The sequence below is a fragment of the Ectothiorhodospira shaposhnikovii genome, assembly GCF_047222355.1.
GTDB lineage: Bacteria > Pseudomonadota > Gammaproteobacteria > Ectothiorhodospirales > Ectothiorhodospiraceae > Ectothiorhodospira.
On sequence record NZ_CP178333.1, the window covers coordinates 1,517,399 to 1,532,876 of the forward strand.

At 61.9% G+C, this 15,478-nt stretch carries 16 protein-coding genes; 10 read left to right on the forward strand and 6 right to left on the reverse strand.

The window, feature by feature from the left end; all coding sequences use genetic code 11:
- Positions 1 to 33 precede the first annotated feature (33 nt).
- From ACLF6L_RS06940 to ACLF6L_RS06975, 8 genes are all read left to right on the forward strand, one after another.
- Positions 34 to 786: a lysophospholipid acyltransferase family protein gene (locus ACLF6L_RS06940; RefSeq protein ID WP_412852645.1), complete on the forward strand. Its 753-nt coding sequence runs from the start codon at positions 34 to 36 to the stop codon at positions 784 to 786.
- Positions 787 to 873: 87 nt separating this feature from the next.
- On the forward strand, positions 874 to 1,578 hold the full coding sequence (locus ACLF6L_RS06945; RefSeq protein WP_238618261.1) for a metal-dependent hydrolase: 705 nt from the start codon (positions 874 to 876) through the stop codon (positions 1,576 to 1,578).
- A 106-nt stretch (positions 1,579 to 1,684) separates the two neighbouring features.
- Positions 1,685 to 2,869 (forward strand): substrate-binding domain-containing protein, encoded by a 1,185-nt coding sequence (locus ACLF6L_RS06950; protein ID WP_238618262.1) that lies wholly within the window; start codon positions 1,685 to 1,687, stop codon positions 2,867 to 2,869.
- A 17-nt stretch (positions 2,870 to 2,886) separates the two neighbouring features.
- Positions 2,887 to 5,655 carry a putative bifunctional diguanylate cyclase/phosphodiesterase gene (locus tag ACLF6L_RS06955; protein WP_412852646.1) on the forward strand — a complete coding sequence of 923 codons (2,769 nt, stop codon included), beginning with the start codon at positions 2,887 to 2,889 and terminating at the stop codon, positions 5,653 to 5,655.
- Positions 5,656 to 6,021: 366 nt separating this feature from the next.
- Positions 6,022 to 6,456 (forward strand): DUF3617 domain-containing protein, encoded by a 435-nt coding sequence (locus ACLF6L_RS06960; RefSeq protein WP_238618264.1) that lies wholly within the window; start codon positions 6,022 to 6,024, stop codon positions 6,454 to 6,456.
- A gap of 102 nt (positions 6,457 to 6,558) precedes the next feature.
- Complete coding sequence (locus ACLF6L_RS06965; protein WP_238618265.1) at positions 6,559 to 6,915, forward strand: CidA/LrgA family protein; 357 nt, start codon at positions 6,559 to 6,561, stop codon at positions 6,913 to 6,915.
- Complete coding sequence (locus ACLF6L_RS06970; protein ID WP_238618266.1) at positions 6,912 to 7,631, forward strand: LrgB family protein; 720 nt, start codon at positions 6,912 to 6,914, stop codon at positions 7,629 to 7,631. Before ACLF6L_RS06965 ends, ACLF6L_RS06970 begins: the two co-directional genes overlap by 4 nt.
- Before the next feature lie 49 nt (positions 7,632 to 7,680).
- Positions 7,681 to 8,049, forward strand: coding sequence for a hypothetical protein (locus ACLF6L_RS06975; protein ID WP_238618267.1), 369 nt, complete (start codon positions 7,681 to 7,683; stop codon positions 8,047 to 8,049).
- A 124-nt stretch (positions 8,050 to 8,173) separates the two neighbouring features.
- On the opposite strand, the gene pufB is transcribed toward ACLF6L_RS06975, so the two are convergent.
- Entirely contained in the window at positions 8,174 to 8,311 is a 138-nt protein-coding gene (gene pufB / locus ACLF6L_RS06980; RefSeq protein WP_238618268.1) for a light-harvesting antenna LH1, beta subunit, read from the reverse strand.
- Between the two features lie 15 nt (positions 8,312 to 8,326).
- Positions 8,327 to 8,512: a light-harvesting antenna LH1, alpha subunit gene (gene pufA / locus ACLF6L_RS06985; RefSeq protein WP_238618269.1), complete on the reverse strand. Its 186-nt coding sequence runs from the start codon at positions 8,510 to 8,512 to the stop codon at positions 8,327 to 8,329.
- A 450-nt stretch (positions 8,513 to 8,962) separates the two neighbouring features.
- Between pufA and ACLF6L_RS06990 the strand changes: the two genes are divergently transcribed.
- A complete protein-coding gene (locus ACLF6L_RS06990; RefSeq protein WP_412852647.1) occupies positions 8,963 to 11,287 on the forward strand; it encodes a Tex family protein in 2,325 nt (774 codons plus the stop codon).
- Between the two features lie 46 nt (positions 11,288 to 11,333).
- Here ACLF6L_RS06990 and metK read toward each other — a convergent pair whose 3' ends face one another.
- The 4 genes from metK to ACLF6L_RS07010 form a co-directional block, all read right to left on the reverse strand.
- On the reverse strand, positions 11,334 to 12,491 hold the full coding sequence (gene metK, locus ACLF6L_RS06995) for a methionine adenosyltransferase (RefSeq protein WP_238618271.1): 1,158 nt from the start codon (positions 12,489 to 12,491) through the stop codon (positions 11,334 to 11,336).
- Between the two features lie 44 nt (positions 12,492 to 12,535).
- The gene (locus tag ACLF6L_RS07000) at positions 12,536 to 13,372 is read right to left on the reverse strand and encodes an SAM-dependent methyltransferase (RefSeq protein WP_412852648.1); all 837 of its coding nucleotides are present in this window, start codon (positions 13,370 to 13,372) and stop codon (positions 12,536 to 12,538) included.
- A complete protein-coding gene (locus ACLF6L_RS07005) occupies positions 13,369 to 14,181 on the reverse strand; it encodes a class I SAM-dependent methyltransferase (protein WP_238618273.1) in 813 nt (270 codons plus the stop codon). Before ACLF6L_RS07005 ends, ACLF6L_RS07000 begins: the two co-directional genes overlap by 4 nt.
- Positions 14,182 to 14,610: 429 nt before the next feature.
- Positions 14,611 to 14,805 carry a hypothetical protein gene (locus ACLF6L_RS07010; protein ID WP_238618274.1) on the reverse strand — a complete coding sequence of 65 codons (195 nt, stop codon included), beginning with the start codon at positions 14,803 to 14,805 and terminating at the stop codon, positions 14,611 to 14,613.
- Between the two features lie 51 nt (positions 14,806 to 14,856).
- Between ACLF6L_RS07010 and ACLF6L_RS07015 the strand changes: the two genes are divergently transcribed.
- The gene (locus ACLF6L_RS07015; RefSeq protein WP_238618275.1) at positions 14,857 to 15,399 is read left to right on the forward strand and encodes a flavodoxin; all 543 of its coding nucleotides are present in this window, start codon (positions 14,857 to 14,859) and stop codon (positions 15,397 to 15,399) included.
- Positions 15,400 to 15,478: the final 79 nt, after the last annotated feature.

Below are 15,478 nucleotides of genomic sequence, written 5' to 3' on the forward strand. Positions count from 1 at the left end.
ACCATGAATTCGAGTCTGTCTGGAGTCTCAACCATGCCACAACCCCGGCCCGATCTGGATATCCGGCTGCGCAGCTGGCTGTTTTTCCTGCTTTACAACCTCATGGGCATCGTTCACAGCGTGCTGTGTCTGCTGGTGGCGCCGTTCCAGAGCTTTGAGCAACGCTATCGGTTCGTCAATCTGTGGACCCGCGCCACCCTATGGTTGCTACGCACCCTCAACGGGATTGATGTCCGCGTGGAGGGGCTCGAACACATCCCCCGGGATGAGCCGGTCGTGATCATGTCCAATCATCAGAGCGAGTGGGAGACCTTTTACCTGCAGTTACTGGTGTCGCCCCAGGCCACGGTGGTCAAGCGCGAGCTGCTCGGCATTCCCTTCTTCGGTTGGGGGCTGGCGTTGCTTAAACCGATTGCCATTGATCGCGGCAGTCCGACCGCCGCCCTGAAGACCATCCTCAAGACGGGCAAGGAACGGCTGGACGAGGGCATCAGTGTGGTGATCTATCCGGAAGGCGCCCGTCAGCTCCCCGGCCAACTGGGTCGCTTCAATGCCGGTGGCGCGATGCTCGCCTGTCGCGCCGGCAGGCGAGTGCTGCCCGTGGCCCACAATGCCGGTGATTGCTGGCCACACAGATCTTTGCTGCGCCATCCAGGCACCATCCATCTGCGGATCGGGCCGCCCATGGCCTGCGAGGATGGCGATGTCAAGGCGCTCAATGCCCGGGTCGAGCAGTGGATTCGGGAGAATGCCGCCGAACTCATGCAACCTCGTCCGGGCAAATGATCCACTCGGGCAGGTGTACTGTCCATTCATTCAGCCATAATGCTAAGATATCGTGATTGTTAATGTTTTAGGTAATAACAATCAATTATGGCCAACTTTTCAACCCATGTGGCAGTTGCCGGCATGGCTGCCACGGGCATGGCCTCGGGGATTGCCGTCACCGGCATGCTCTCCTGGCCGGACAGCCTGGTCCTGGGTGTGTTCCTGGTGGCGGGTACCCTGTTGCCCGACATTGACGTGGATGGCGGCCGGCCCCAGCGTTGGCTGTTTTCCCTGCTGGCGCTGGCGGCGGCCATCGTTGCCTCCAGCCTGACGATCCAGATGCAGACCACGCCCCTGTTCACCCTGCCCGGGCAGACCGTTTCCTGTGAAGCCATCGCCGTGGGGTTTCTGGTCTGGTTGCTGATCCGCTATCCCGCCGCCTTCCTGTTCCAGAAACTCACCCGTCACCGGGGGTTGTGTCATAGCCTGGTGGTGGGCGGTCTGTGGGGACTGGGCTGGATCTGGCTGGGACTCCATTGCCTGGCGGCCGAACCCCTGCTCATCTGGCTGCAGGGGATCGCACTCTTCATCGGGTTTTTGATTCATCTCGTACTGGATGAACTCTACAGCGTGGACATCAACAACGCCCGGATCAAGCGATCCTTCGGATCCGCCCTTAAAATCTGGGAACCGGCCTTTCCCTCCGGTTCCCTGCTGGCCACGGCGGCCCTCGTGACCCTGGTGTGGTTGCTGCCCTATCCGGGGGAGCTGATTCACTGGCTGCGTGGCGGCATGCTGTTGCTGGGCTAGTTCGGGAACAGTATGCCGTGGGCCGCCAAGGCGCGATTCCGGGGGTATGCGGGTGCCCGGCTCTGCTATGCTTGGCCGATCGACCGGTGAGGAACCCGCCCGCTCCATGAACCGTCGCTCTTGTCTTTTCAGCCTGAGCCTGCTGCTCCTGCTTTTGGGTCCTGGCCCGCAGGCGAATGATTTGCCCCATTACTGGGACATGGATAGCTACCTGGCACGCTACCCGCTGCAGAAGGTGCTGTTCCACGACTTCGCCCAGCGGGTCGGAAGCGCTCCTTCGCCGCCACCGGCCGATGTTGGTGAACGGCCTGTCGCCAGGGTGGCCGTGCTGTATCCCGGTCTGCAGGCCTCCGACTACTGGCGGCGTAACCTGATGGCCTTCAGTCGCCGTGCACACGCCCTGGGGCTTGATCTCTCCATTGCGGTCCATTCCAGTCAGCCCGGCGACACCGACCCCGTGCTGCAGGCGGAGCAGCTGCGTCAGGTGCTGGCCGGGCAGCCCGATTATCTTGTCTATACACTGGATACGCCCATTCATCATCGCCTGACCGAGCGGTTGTTGGCCATGTCCTCCGCGGGTGGAACCGGACCGAAGATCATCCTCCAGAACATCACCACCCCCGTGCGGGCCTGGGACGGCATGCAGCCGTTCCTGTATGTGGGTTTTGATCATGTCGAAGGCTCGCGCATGCTGGCCCGCCACCTGATCAAGGTCACCGGAGGAAAGGGGGACGTGGTGGTGCTCTTCGCGGGTGAAGGCTACATCAGCCAGGCCCGGGGAGGCACCTTCATCCGGGAAATCGCCGCCTTCCCTGACCTCCGGCTCCGGAACACCTACCTGACCCATCTTCGGATGGATGTGGCCCGCCGGGCGACCGAGGATGCCTTGGAGCGTTATCCGGATCTGGTCCTGATCTATGCCTGCGCCACCGATATCGCTCTCGGCGCCGCCGCGGCCGCGGCAAGCGCAGATCTTCAAGGAGGGCTGCTGATCAATGGCTGGGGCGGTGGTATCGAAGAACTTTCCCTGATCGCTAGCGGGGCGCTGGCGGCCACTGTCATGCGTATGAATGATGATGCCGGGGTGGCCATGGCCGAGGCCATTGCGATGGATCTGCGGGGGCAGGGCCATCGGGTACCTCAAGTATTTTCCGGGGAAATGGTGCTGGTGACCCGTGACATGGATGCCGCCGTCATCGACAATCTCAAGCAGCGAGCCTTTCGCTATTCCGGTCCGCCATCGGAGTCGACTGAACCATCCAGCCTTTCGCTACATGTCTCCGAACGGTAACCGGGAACACCCTGCCCATGGCCAGACGCACACTGATCACCACGATCGTTGCCGCCCTGGGCGGCGGCATGGTGCTGTTCAGTGTGCTGGCCGTGGTGTTGACCATCCAGGGGACACGTCAGGCCACGCTGGCGGAACTGCAGCGCGGCTTTGACCGTAGTGCGGCCCTGGCAACCCTGATCCTGGATCAGGAAATCGAAGGCATCCAGCGCATGAGCCATGAAATCATGCGTCTACGTCCCTTGCAGCAGGCGGTTCTGGAAGGACGCCAGGATCTGGCGGAGCATCTGTTGTTACGTCAGGCGCAGTTTGATCTGCAGGGTGTCTTTGATGGTCTGATCATCAGTCGCGAAGACCAAGCCCGCTGGGTGGCGGGGGGATTTGCCGTCTACCGTCGGGAAGCCCTGTTGGAGTGGTTGTCCCGTCAGCATGAGCATCAGGGCGGGCTGTCGGATGCCCGGTTGCATGCGATGGTGGATGAGGATGGACGCCCCCATCTGGTGCTGGTGGTGTCCCGACATTTTCGTGATCCGGATACCGGTCGCCGGTTGGGCAGTCTCAAGGGCGCCGTGATCCTTTCCGACCGCCTGAGCCTGTTCAATCGGGTCAGGCAGGCGGCCGGCCTGGAGGGATTGGGCTGGATGGTTGATGGCCAGCTCTTTGTCGGCCCCCTGCCGGCCGATGCCCTGCTGTCGGGAGCCTGGCCCCGGCTGCCGCCGGCCGGTCAGGCCGGTGACGAGTTCATTCGCGAGGCCTCCGTTCATATCGCCCGGCGTTCCTTGAGCCTGGCGACCCTCGATCAGACGCCGGTCATGGTCATGAGCGTGGCGGATCCGCGCGATGAAGCCAGAATCCTGATTACCGTGATGACCCTGCTGGTGACGGTCATCGTCATCGTCATGTCGGTTCTGCTGCTGTTTTTGACCCGCTTTGTCGCCTTGCCCCTGCGGCGCCTGGCCGAGCAGGCGCGACTGTTGCCGGTGGGGCCGTTGCGGCCCCTGAGCATGCCCCGTTTCCATGCCGACGATGAGTTGGGTCAGTTGGTGAATGCCTTCAATGACCTTATTCGTCGCATCTCGATTCACCAGCATGAACTGGACCGGATGGCCCACTACGACATCCTGACGGGTGTGCCCAACCGTCGATTGCTGGCCGACCGTATCTCCCAGGCCATCGCCCGCGCGCGCAGGAACCTCTCGCCGATGGCGATCTGTTATCTGGATCTGGATGGCTTCAAGCCCATCAACGACCGCTTTGGCCATGCCATGGGGGATCGTTTGCTGCTGGTTATCGCAGAGCGTCTCAAGACCCTGCTGCGTGCCGATGACACCCTGGCCAGGCTGGGAGGGGACGAGTTCGTGCTCCTGTTCAATCATCTGGATGATGCGGACGAGGCGCACCGTCTTTTCGAGCGCATGCTCACCGCCGTGGCCGAGCCGGCGATCCTGGACGGTGTCTGCGTGCGGCTGTCCGCCAGCATGGGGGTGACCTTCTTCCCCCGCGACGACCATGACGCCGATACCCTGATCCGACACGCGGATCAGGCCATGTACCAGGCCAAGGAGGCCGGCAAGAACCGCTATGCCGTCTTTGACTTGGACCAGAGTCGCCGCCAGCAGACTCGGATGGAGTTCATCAGGTCCATGGCCACCGGTCTACGGGAAGGGCAGTTCCTTTTGCATTACCAGCCCCGGGTGGATCTGGTCAGCGGTCGGGTGACCGGAGCCGAGGCCCTGTTGCGCTGGCGGCATCCGAAACGGGGATTACTCATGCCCGCTAGCTTTCTTGATGACCTGAGCGGCAGCGAGCTGGAACCCGAGATGGGCCGCTGGGTCATCGAGCAGGCCCTGCAGCAGTTGGCCCGTTGGCAGGCTCAGGGGCTGCGTCTGCATATCAGCGTCAACGTCAGTGCCGATCATCTTCTGGAACCGGGCTTTGCCGATTACCTGGAGGCGGCGCTGGCGCGTCATCCCCAGTTATCGCGGGAGTCCCTGGAATGTGAAATCCTGGAAACCGCCACCTTCAGCGATCTCTACCAGGCGGGCAGTGTCATTGCCCGCTGCAAGACGCTGGGGGTCCGGTTTGCGCTGGATGATTTCGGCACGGGCTATTCTTCCCTGGCCTATTTTCGCAGCCTGCCGGTGGATGTGCTCAAGATTGATCGCAGCTTCGTCATGGACATGCTGGAAGACCCCAATGATCTGGATATCGTCGAAAGCATCGTGGGGTTGGCCGCCACCTTCAACAAGGAGATCATCGCCGAAGGGGTGGAGAGCATGGAGCAGGCGGCCTATCTCATCCGCCTGGGGTGTCGCCATGGCCAGGGGTACGGCATTGCCCGTCCCATGCTCCCGGAGGCGCTGCCTGCCTGGATTCGGCAATGGTCGCAACGGCGTCCGGCATTGGCGATCCATCTTGGCGAGGGGCTGACGGGTGACCTGAACATATCGGTGGCGGTGCGCGGCTATCAGCGCTGGTTCGAGGGAATGATGCTCAGCCTCCATGAAGAGCCCCATCAGCCTCCGGATGATCTGTTCAATACCCGCTTTGTCCGCTGGTACAACGGCAGTGGATCAGCCCGTTACGGCATGCATGAGGCCTTTGCGGATCTTTGGGGCGCCCATCTCAGGGTGCATGAGCTGCTTTTGTCCCTGGGTGAGCGGAAAAAGGCAGGCGCGTCGCCGCGGCAACTGCACGTATTGCAGTCCGAACTCCTGATGGCCCGGGATGCCATGCTGGCATGCTTTGCCCAGCTGGAACGTCGCGAGGCCTTGGTAGGCAGATAGCGGACTTACCTCAAGTGCTTTCCCGCTGAAGGGGGCTAAGTCATCCGCCTGCAACGAGAAACCGCTGCTATCCACAGAAGCTGTGGGTAAGTGTGTGGATACCATGTCCGGAAACGACGCCAGGCCCCGTCCTTCCGGCGCTTGTCTTAAATTGGTCATGAAGTGATCAATTTTATTAAATCAAAATAAATCATAGAGTTATTGGTTTTTGGTGTTTTTTCATGGCAGTGGTTGACAGTCGTTGATCAGATGGTTTATGGCATCTTGAGTCTGTGCATAACATCACCTGCATTTATGCGGTTGTGGCCACTGCAGGGGTCGGGCTGCTACCATGATCCATCCTGTCCGTTCCTTCTGGAGTCATGCATGATGCGTGTCCTGCGTCCGGCCTTCATTGCCGGCTCCCTCTTGTTGCTCTCCCACAGTGCCCTGGCGGTGGATCTGAACATTCAGCCGGGCGATTGGGAATTCACCAATGTCACCCGCATTCTGGGGAACACCGCCTTTCCCGAGCACACCACGACCAACCGCCAGTGCATCACCGCGGACGATGTTGCCCGGGGGCCGGAATTCATGGATCTGAGTGAACATTGCGACCTGTCCAATCTTCAGGTCACTGCCGACACCATGCGCTATGACATGACCTGCCGGGAAAACGGCATGGAAGTTCAGATGACGGCCGACATGCGGTTCCAGGGCGACCGCCTCAGTGGCCAGGTCAATGCCGAACTGGAAGGCCCCATGGGCACAATGCCCATGCAGACGGATATCACGGCCCGCCGGATGGGGGAGTGTCCCTGAACGGCTGAACGACATGGTGCCGCCGGCTCCGCTGCATGATGTTCCGGGATTACCGGAACTGGCGCGGGGTTTGGGTGGCGGCATCACGGCTGCCGTGTGATCATGCTGCAAGCCATTATCATCATCCTGCTGTGCCAACTGGTGGGTGAGGTCACCGTGCTGGTGCTGGACCTGCCTTTCCCGGGGCCCGTACTGGGAATGTTGCTTTTGTTTGCCGGACTCGTGATCCGCGGCGAAACACCCCCGGCACTCAAGGCCTTCAGCGATACCTTGTTGCGCTATCTGGCCCTGCTGTTCGTGCCCGCGGGCGTCGGCCTGATGGTGCACTTCGGTCTGGTGGCCCGGGACTGGCTGCCCATCCTGGCGGCGCTGCTGGTGAGTACCGTTTTGGCGCTGGTGGTTACCATGCTGGTGCTCAGCGGGCTGATCCGGTTGCGGGCTCGGCGTCATGAATCATGAATGAAGACTTCACCGACATCTGGGCCTTTCTCGCCGCCAGTCCGCTGCTCTGGCTTACCACGACCCTGGTGGTGTTCCAGTTCAGCCTCTGGCTCAACCGGCGCTTGGGCGGCGGCATGGTCCTGCATCCGGTATTGCTGTCCATGGGGCTGTTGATCGGCATCCTGCTGTTGACGGGTACGGATTATGACACCTACTTTGACGGTGCCCAGTTCATTCACTTCATGCTGGGGCCCGCCACGGTGGCCTTGGCCATCCCGCTTTATGAGAACCGTCACCAGATCCGGCAGTTGATGCTGCCCCTGCTGGTGGCCGGGCTCACCGGCGCCTGTGTGGCCGCGGTGAGCGCGGTCATGGTGGCCGCCGCCCTCGGAGCGGATCGTATTACCCTGTTGTCCCTGGCACCCAAGTCGGTGACGTCGCCGATTGCCATGGGGATCACCGAAAAGCTGGGCGGCCTGCCATCCCTGACGGCGGCGCTGGTGCTGCTGACGGGAGCCATCGGTTGCCTGTTGTCACCCCTGCTCATTCGTCTGCTGCGTATCCAGGACGATCGGGTGAAGGGCTTTGCCCTGGGCTTGTCCGCCCATGGTTTCGGCACCGCCCAGGCCTTCGGCATCAGCGCCACCGCGGGTGCCTTTGCCGGGCTTGGTCTGAGCTTGGCGGGCATCATGACCGCCTTTCTGCTGCCGGGCATCGCCCCTTGGCTGCTGTAAAGCGCCTATAATCACTTCATGTTTGAACGACGGGAAATCCGGGACAGCAATGGAAAACCAGCCGGCAGCAGAAACCGTGATGGAGGTTTACGTCACCAAATGGGCGCTGACCAAGGGCATCGTCAAGGTCGGCGCCCACTATACCTCCGAAGATCGCAAAACCGTTTGCTTTCGTCTGTTTTTCGACGATCTGGGCAAGATATTCACATTGCCGGAATATGCCCACAGTGGTGAATGGTTTCACTCCCTGGAGGAGGCGAGGGCAGAGGTGGAGAAAATGCGTGCCAAGGAAATTGCCATGCATCGGCAGGCCATCGAGGAACTCAAGGCGAGGAAGATTCCCGTGATCGCCGCCAGTAAGGGCATGAAGGGCAGGGGCGGCATGGCCAGGATCAGGGAAGAGCTGCTGAGCGACTGAAGCCGCCATATGTCGTGATGTGCGGCATCAATCACGATGTGTTGGAAGAAAACGAAAAAGGGCAGAGATGAAATCATCTCTGCCCCTGTCGTGCTACTTCAGCACGGCGAACCTGCGGGCCTTCTTAGTAGAAGGGTCTCCACATGTACACCAGGAAGTGAGCAACGGCAGCCAGGACCATGAACACGGTGAAGGTGGTCTTGAACTGCTCGTGGAATTCTTTTGCCTGTTCTTCGGTCAGGCCGGAGATGCTGTTTTCCATGATCAAGATCCTCGATTACTCGGAAACGGTGTAGGTGAGCGGATTGTAGTTGTCGTTGCTGTACACGACAGCGTGGACAGCCAGCGCAACCACCAGGACAGCCATCAGGATCGGCATCAGCCAAGTGCCGGGATTGACAACCAGCCACAGTTTCCAGTCGTCGCGGGGATTGCTGGGACTGCTGGGTCTGTACTCACTCATTGTTATAACGCCCTCTGAAGATGATTAAACCGGGTCTTGCGTGAAGACCGGGCCGCTCAATGCCGACATGACCACTGACGCGGAAACAGTCAGCTTAAAAACATCACCCTGTTTTCAGATGCGGCACTCGGCGATCCACGGAGGTGGAGAGGTGAGTCCGATCCTGAAAACCTCAATTTGCTCCATCTCGACCGAATACCGATGATATTCGGCCGATTCGAGCATGGTTGTCAGTCTACGTTGACAGCATGGGATGTCAAGTGGGGGAGACAGACGGGTATGTGATAAAAACTGCAAACATTCAAAATCCTTGAGCGGGGTCAAAAGTACACGACTTCCTGATTCCGCTGTGATCCACCCGGCTGCCTGTTCCCGCCCGGGACGTCCACAGGCCGTCAATGCTGATATCCTCTGCCCATTCCGACTTCTTTCCCTGGATGTGTTGATTCCATGACTGACATCTCCCACCGCATCGCCCAGGAACTGGGCGTCCGTTCCGATCAGGTCAAGGCCACCGTGGAACTGCTGGACAGCGGCGCCACGGTGCCGTTCGTGGCCCGTTACCGCAAGGAGGCCACCGGCGGCCTGGATGATGCCCAACTGCGCAGCCTGGAGGAGCGTCTGGGGTATCTGCGGGAGCTGGATGCCCGCCGGGAGGTGGTGCTCAAGGCCATCGAGGAGCAAGGCAAACTCACCGACTCCCTGGCGGCGGCCATCCGCGAGGCGGATACCAAGACCCGCCTGGAGGATCTGTACCGCCCGTATGTGAAAAAGCGCCGTACCAAGGCCCAGATTGCCAGGGAAAACGGCCTGGAGCCGTTGCTGGATACCCTGCTGGCGGACCCCGGCCAGGTACCGGAGGCGGTGGCCGCCGGTTATACCACCGAGGAGATCAACGTGGAGGCCGCCCTGGAAGGGGCGGGGCACATCTTCATGGAGCGCATCGCCGAGGAAGCGGACCTGATCGAAGAACTGCGTAACCACGGCTGGGAGCGGGGCTTTCTGGTCAGCAAGGTGGTGCCGGGCAAGGAGCAGGAGGGGGCCCGATTCCGTGACTATTTCGATCACGTGGAGCCCTTGAGCAAGGTGCCTTCCCATCGGGCCCTGGCCATGTTCCGGGGGCAGGCGGAGGAGTGCCTTCGGCTTGAGGTGGCCTGGACCGAGGCCCAGGCCCGGGGTGAGGAAGACACTGTTGCCTCGCCCGGAGAGGCGGCCATTGCCCGGCGCTTCCAACTGTCGGATCGGGGGCGGCCGGCGGATGCCTGGCTGGCCCGACATGCCCGCCTGGCCTGGCGGGCCAAGCTGTCCATCCATCTGGACGTGGCCCTCAAGCGACGGCTGAGGGATCTGGCGGACGAGGAGGCCATCCGGGTGTTCGGCGCCAACCTGCAGGACGTGTTGCTGGCCGCTCCGGCCGGTTCCCGTACCACCATGGGGCTGGACCCGGGGGTGCGCACCGGGGTCAAGGTGGCGGTGATCAACGGCCAGGGGGCAGTGGTGGAGACGACCACGGTCTATCCCTTTCCACCCCGGAATCAGGTGCGGGAAACCCTGGAAACCCTCTCCGCCCTGGCCCGCAAGCACCAGGTGGACCTGGTGGCCATTGGCAACGGGACCCATTCCCGGGAGACGGACGCCCTGGTGGGGGAGTTGATGCGCCTGAACCCCAAGCTGGGGCTGACCAAGGTGGTGATTTCCGAGGCGGGCGCCTCGGTCTATTCCGCCTCGGCCCTGGCTTCGGCGGAGCTGCCGGATCTGGATGTGTCCCTGCGTGGGGCGGTGTCCATCGCCCGTCGTCTGCAGGATCCGTTGGCGGAGTTGGTGAAGATCGAACCCAAGGCCATCGGCGTGGGCCAGTATCAGCATGACGTCAATCAGGCTCAGCTGGCCCGCAAGCTGGATGCGGTGGTGGAGGACTGCGTGAATGCGGTGGGGGTGGATGTGAACACCGCCTCCGCGCCCCTGCTGGCCCGGGTGTCGGGCTTGGGCACCACGCTGGCGGAGAATATCGTGGCCTTTCGTACCGAACAGGGGCCCTTTGCCAGCCGTGCCGCCCTCAAGAAAGTGCCCCGTCTGGGGGCCAAGGCCTTTGAACAGGCGGCGGGCTTTTTGCGCATCCCCCGGGGCAAGGATCCGCTGGATGCCTCGGCGGTGCATCCGGAGGCCTATCCGGTAGTGCGGCGGATCGTGGCCGAGACGGGTCGGGACGTGCGTGAGCTGATTGGCGACGAGGCCTTCCTCAAGCGGCTGGACCCGTCCCGGTTCACGGACGAGACCTTTGGCGAGCCCACGGTGCGGGACATCCTGGCCGAGTTGGCCAAGCCGGGTCGGGATCCGCGGCCGGAGTTCCGTACCGCGGCCTTCAAGGAGGGGGTGGAGCGACTGCAGGACCTGCAGCCGGGCATGGTGCTGGAGGGCACGGTGACCAACGTGGCCAACTTCGGCGCCTTTGTGGATATCGGGGTGCATCAGGACGGGCTGGTGCACATCTCCGCCCTGTCGGACCGTTTCATCAAGGATCCGCGGGATGTGGTGCGGGCCGGTGACGTGGTCAAGGTGAAGGTGATGGAAGTGGATCTCGAGCGCAAGCGGATTGCCCTGAGCATGCGTCTGGACGATGAGCCGGGAAGGGAGGCGAACGGCCGTCCGACCCGGGAGTCTCGGAGTGGTCAGGGACGCAAGGGCAATCAGGGGCGAGGGGATACGGCACGTGCCGAACCCCAACCGGAAGGCGCACTGGCGGCGGCGCTCAAGGCGGCGGTGGGCCGCAAGTAGGGTGGCGGGGTCCTGCTCCCCTCATGGGGAGCAGGATGACACGGCATCAGCCTGCCGCCGCCCGGAGCGCCTCGGCCCGATCGGTCCTCTCCCAGGTCACGTCCAGGTCCTCCCGGCCGAAGTGACCGTAGGCCGCGGTGGGCCGGTAGACCGGCTGTTCCAGATTGAGCATGGTGAGAATGCCGTAGGGCCGCAGGTCGAAGTGCTCCCGCACCAGTTCCGTCAGCCGCTGCTCATCGATCCTGCCGGTGCCGAAGGTTTCCACGGCGATGGAGGTGGGTTCGGCCACCCCGATGGCGTAGGAAACCTGGACCTCGCAACGTTCCGCCAGGCCGGCGGCGACGATATTCTTGGCCACATAGCGGCAGGCATAGGCGGCGGAACGGTCCACCTTGGACGGATCCTTGCCGGAGAAGGCGCCGCCGCCGTGACGAGCCATGCCGCCGTAGGTGTCGACGATGATTTTGCGGCCGGTGAGGCCGCAGTCCCCCAGGGGGCCGCCGGTGACGAAGCGGCCGGTGGGGTTGATGTGGAAACGGGTGGCCTTGTGCAGCCACCGGGCGCCCAGTACCGGTTTGATGATCTCTTCCATCACCGCTTCGTGCAGGTCCTGCTGGGAGATATCCGGGGCGTGCTGGGTGGAGAGCACCACCGCTTCGGCAGAGACCGCCTTGCCGCCCTCGTAGCGGAAGGTGACCTGACTCTTGGCGTCGGGACGCAGCCAGGGCAGGGTGCCGTTTTTGCGCACTTCGGCCTGACGACGGACCAACTGGTGGGCGAAGTGGATGGGAGCCGGCATGAGGACATCGGTCTCGCTGCAGGCGTAGCCGAACATCAGGCCCTGGTCGCCGGCTCCCTGGTCTTCCGGTCGGCTGCGGTCCACGCCTTGGTTGATATCCATGGACTGGGCGCCCAGGGTGTTGAGGACGGCGCAGGTGTGGCCGTCAAATCCCTTGTCGGAGTGATCATAGCCGATGTCCAGCACCACCTGGCGTACCAGCCTTTCCAGATCGATGGTGGCGGTGGACTTGACCTCGCCCCCCACCAGCACCATGCCGGTCTGGGCAAAGGTCTCGGCGGCGACACGGGCCTTGGGATCCTGCGCCAGATAGGCGTCCAGGATGGCGTCGGAGACCTGATCGCAGAGCTTGTCCGGATGGCCTTCGGAGACGGATTCGGAAGTGAACAGGTAGGTCTTGTTCATGGGAATGCCTGTGAGTTGTTCTTGGAACGGATGGATGGAAGGGTTCAGGCCTTGCGGAAACGGAAGATGCCCCAGCACAGGTGCCCGGCGTGACCACCGTCGATCCAGTGCTTCAGACCCTTCTTCATGCGCGCCAGATAGTCCGGCGAGATGCTGTCGGCCAGATCCGCTTCCCGGGCCTCGGTCTCCTGTAGCACCCGAGCATAATGTCGCGGCAATTGATGGCTGTGATCCTCAAGGCCGATCTCTTGAAGTCCATGTTGCCCGGCAGTTTCCCGGTAGAAGCCGGGGCAGCCCAGGGTTTCCAGGTGGATGCGATCCAGGATGGGTTGCAGGACCCCGTCGTGGCAGTCGTCGGTGGCCATGGGGTCGGTGAAGATGAATACCCCGCCGGGCTTGAGAACCCTGGCGGCTTCCGCCAGCACCCTGGCCCTTCGGCCGCTGTGCAGGATGGCATCCTGGGACCAGACCACGTCGAACCGGCCGTCGGGGCAGGGGATGTCCTCAAAGCTGCCGTCCACCACGTCAATGCGATCGTCCAGCTTCTGCGCCTGGTTGATCTGGCGGTTGCGGGTGTTTTCCACCTCGCTCAGGTTCAGGGCGGTGACACGGCAGCCGAAGTTACCGGCCAGATAGCGGGCGGCTCCGCCGTAGCCGGCGCCCAGGTCCAGGATCCGGTGCTCGGGGGTGAGTTCTCCCAGCATATCGCCCATGTGGGCCACCGTGCGGCGGCTGGCGTCGCTGATGGGTTCGTCCTCGGTTTCGTAAAGGCCGATGTGGATATCCTCGCCACCCCAGACCCGGTGGTAGAAGGTATCGGCATCATCGCTGTTGTAGTAGTCGCGGGCGGTGGCGACGGCGCCTTCATAGTGATGGCTCATGCCGGATCTCCCGTGTAGCGTTTGTCGGCGACATGGATGAAGAAATCCGGTTCCTGTTCGTGATAGGTCTCCTTGAAGTCGCCGAGGGTCTCGATCTGCTGGAAACCCACCTCCCGCATCAGGCGCCGCACATAGGCCCTGCGCAGAGGGTACATGTTCAGGTGATAGACCGACTGGTCGGGAAAGGCGTAGCGGAAGCGAGTCAGGCCCGGGTCCACGTGCTCGGGGTAGACCGAGACGTTGTCGCCGCAGTAGTAGAAGGTATGGGTACTGGAATAGCCGTGATCCAGGATGGCGTCGTAGTTGCGCTGATCCAGGATCAGCACCCCGTCGTGGTTGAGGGCCGAATAGAACTCGGCCAGGGCCTTGCGGCGGTCGTTTTCATTGAACAGATGGGTGAAGGAGTTGCCCAGGCAGACCACGGCATCGTAGCGGCCGTAGATGTCCCGGTTCAGTTCCCGCCAGTCCGCCTGAGTGGTGCGCAGGATGTGGCCCCGCTTGCGACCGTTATCGAAGGCCTTGGCCAGCATTTGGGCGCTGCCGTCCACGCTGACCACGTCAAATCCCGCTTCCCGCAGCAGGATGGAGTGAAAGCCGGTGCCGGTGGCCACGTCCAGGACCCGTTTTGCACCCCGCTCCTTGAGTACTCGAATGAAGAAATCCCCTTCGCTGGCAGCCCGGCTGTCCCAGTCGATGAGCTCGTCCCATTTGTCCACGAAGGGTTCCACGTATTCACGGACGTAGTTGTCCGTCTCCCGGCGTTCCACCGGTCTGGTTCCGAAATCCTGTTTGGTCATGGTGATTGACATCGAGGTCTCCCCGCCATCCGTCTGGATGGACGCTAGAAACGCGGGGCGCAGGTGCACCCGCACGATGTGGATGACAGACGCAGCCGAAAACCCGAAGCGGGTGGTGCGCCGTCCGGCCAGTGCTGGGCCGTTGATGGTGTCCGCGAGGCCTTTGCAGCGCCTCGGGACCATGAGGTGGTCGTCGTGACGACCATGGTTTGCCGGGCTGGTGTGATCAAGCTCCGACAGGCAAGGGACGCGGTCCGTCATTCCCGCGCAAGCGGGAATCCAACGACGGACTCAAATCCCTGGACTCCCGCCTTCGCGGGCGTGACCGCGAGGTAGGTTCAACCCTTCACGGGCCGCCGCATCCAGGCGCTACCTGTCGCTTCGGTGCATCTTTTTACCTTGAGCAGGTTGGATCAGAATTTCAAGGGTTTATCCCGTATTTCAATCAATGCCCATCGGGATTAAGGGTTCAGGCCGGGTCTCAGGTTTGTCGTATATGCGCTTTTCTTGTCGCAAAGTCGACAACGAAAGCAGGTGAGAACGACGGATACGGGATGGCTTGATAACCCCTTTAAACAGCAGGTTAAAACGATTTTCGGGGAAGCCAATCTGGCTGGCACCGGATTTGCTTTGCATGATGCAAAGGCTGTTCCGAATCAGTCATCTTCACTTAAAGAGGGCATTTCCATGGCGCGCATTGGGATCTTTTTCGGCACCACCACCGGCAATACCCGCAAGGTGGCCAAGATGATCAAGAAAAAATACGACGATGAGACCATGGCCAAGCCGCAGAACGTGAACAAGGCCAGCGCCGATGAAATTGCAGGGTATGATTATCTGATCTTCGGCACGCCCACCATGGGCTCCGGCCAGTTGCCCGGTCTGTCTGCCGATTGCGAGGAAGAGAGCTGGGAGGAGTTCCTGCCCAACCTGGAAGCGGTGGACTTCACCGGCAAGACCGTGGCCCTGTATGGACTGGGGGACCAGGTGGGCTATCCCAACGAATTCGTCGATGCCATGATCGAGCTTTATGATCTGGTCACCGGCCGTGGTGGTCGCGTGGTGGGGGCCTGGCCGACCGAGGGCTACGAATTCGAGTCTTCCCAGGCCGTGGTGGACGGCAAATTCGTCGGGCTGGTGCTGGACCAGGACAATCAGAGCCAGTTGACCGATGAACGCCTTGAGGCCTGGCTGGCCCAGATCGCTCCGGAGTTTGGATTACCCGCGTGAATCCGGCGCCGGAGTGGAAGCTCCGGCGCTTTTTATTTCTGAGCGTTGATAATGATTTGCAATACTACTAACATGAGCG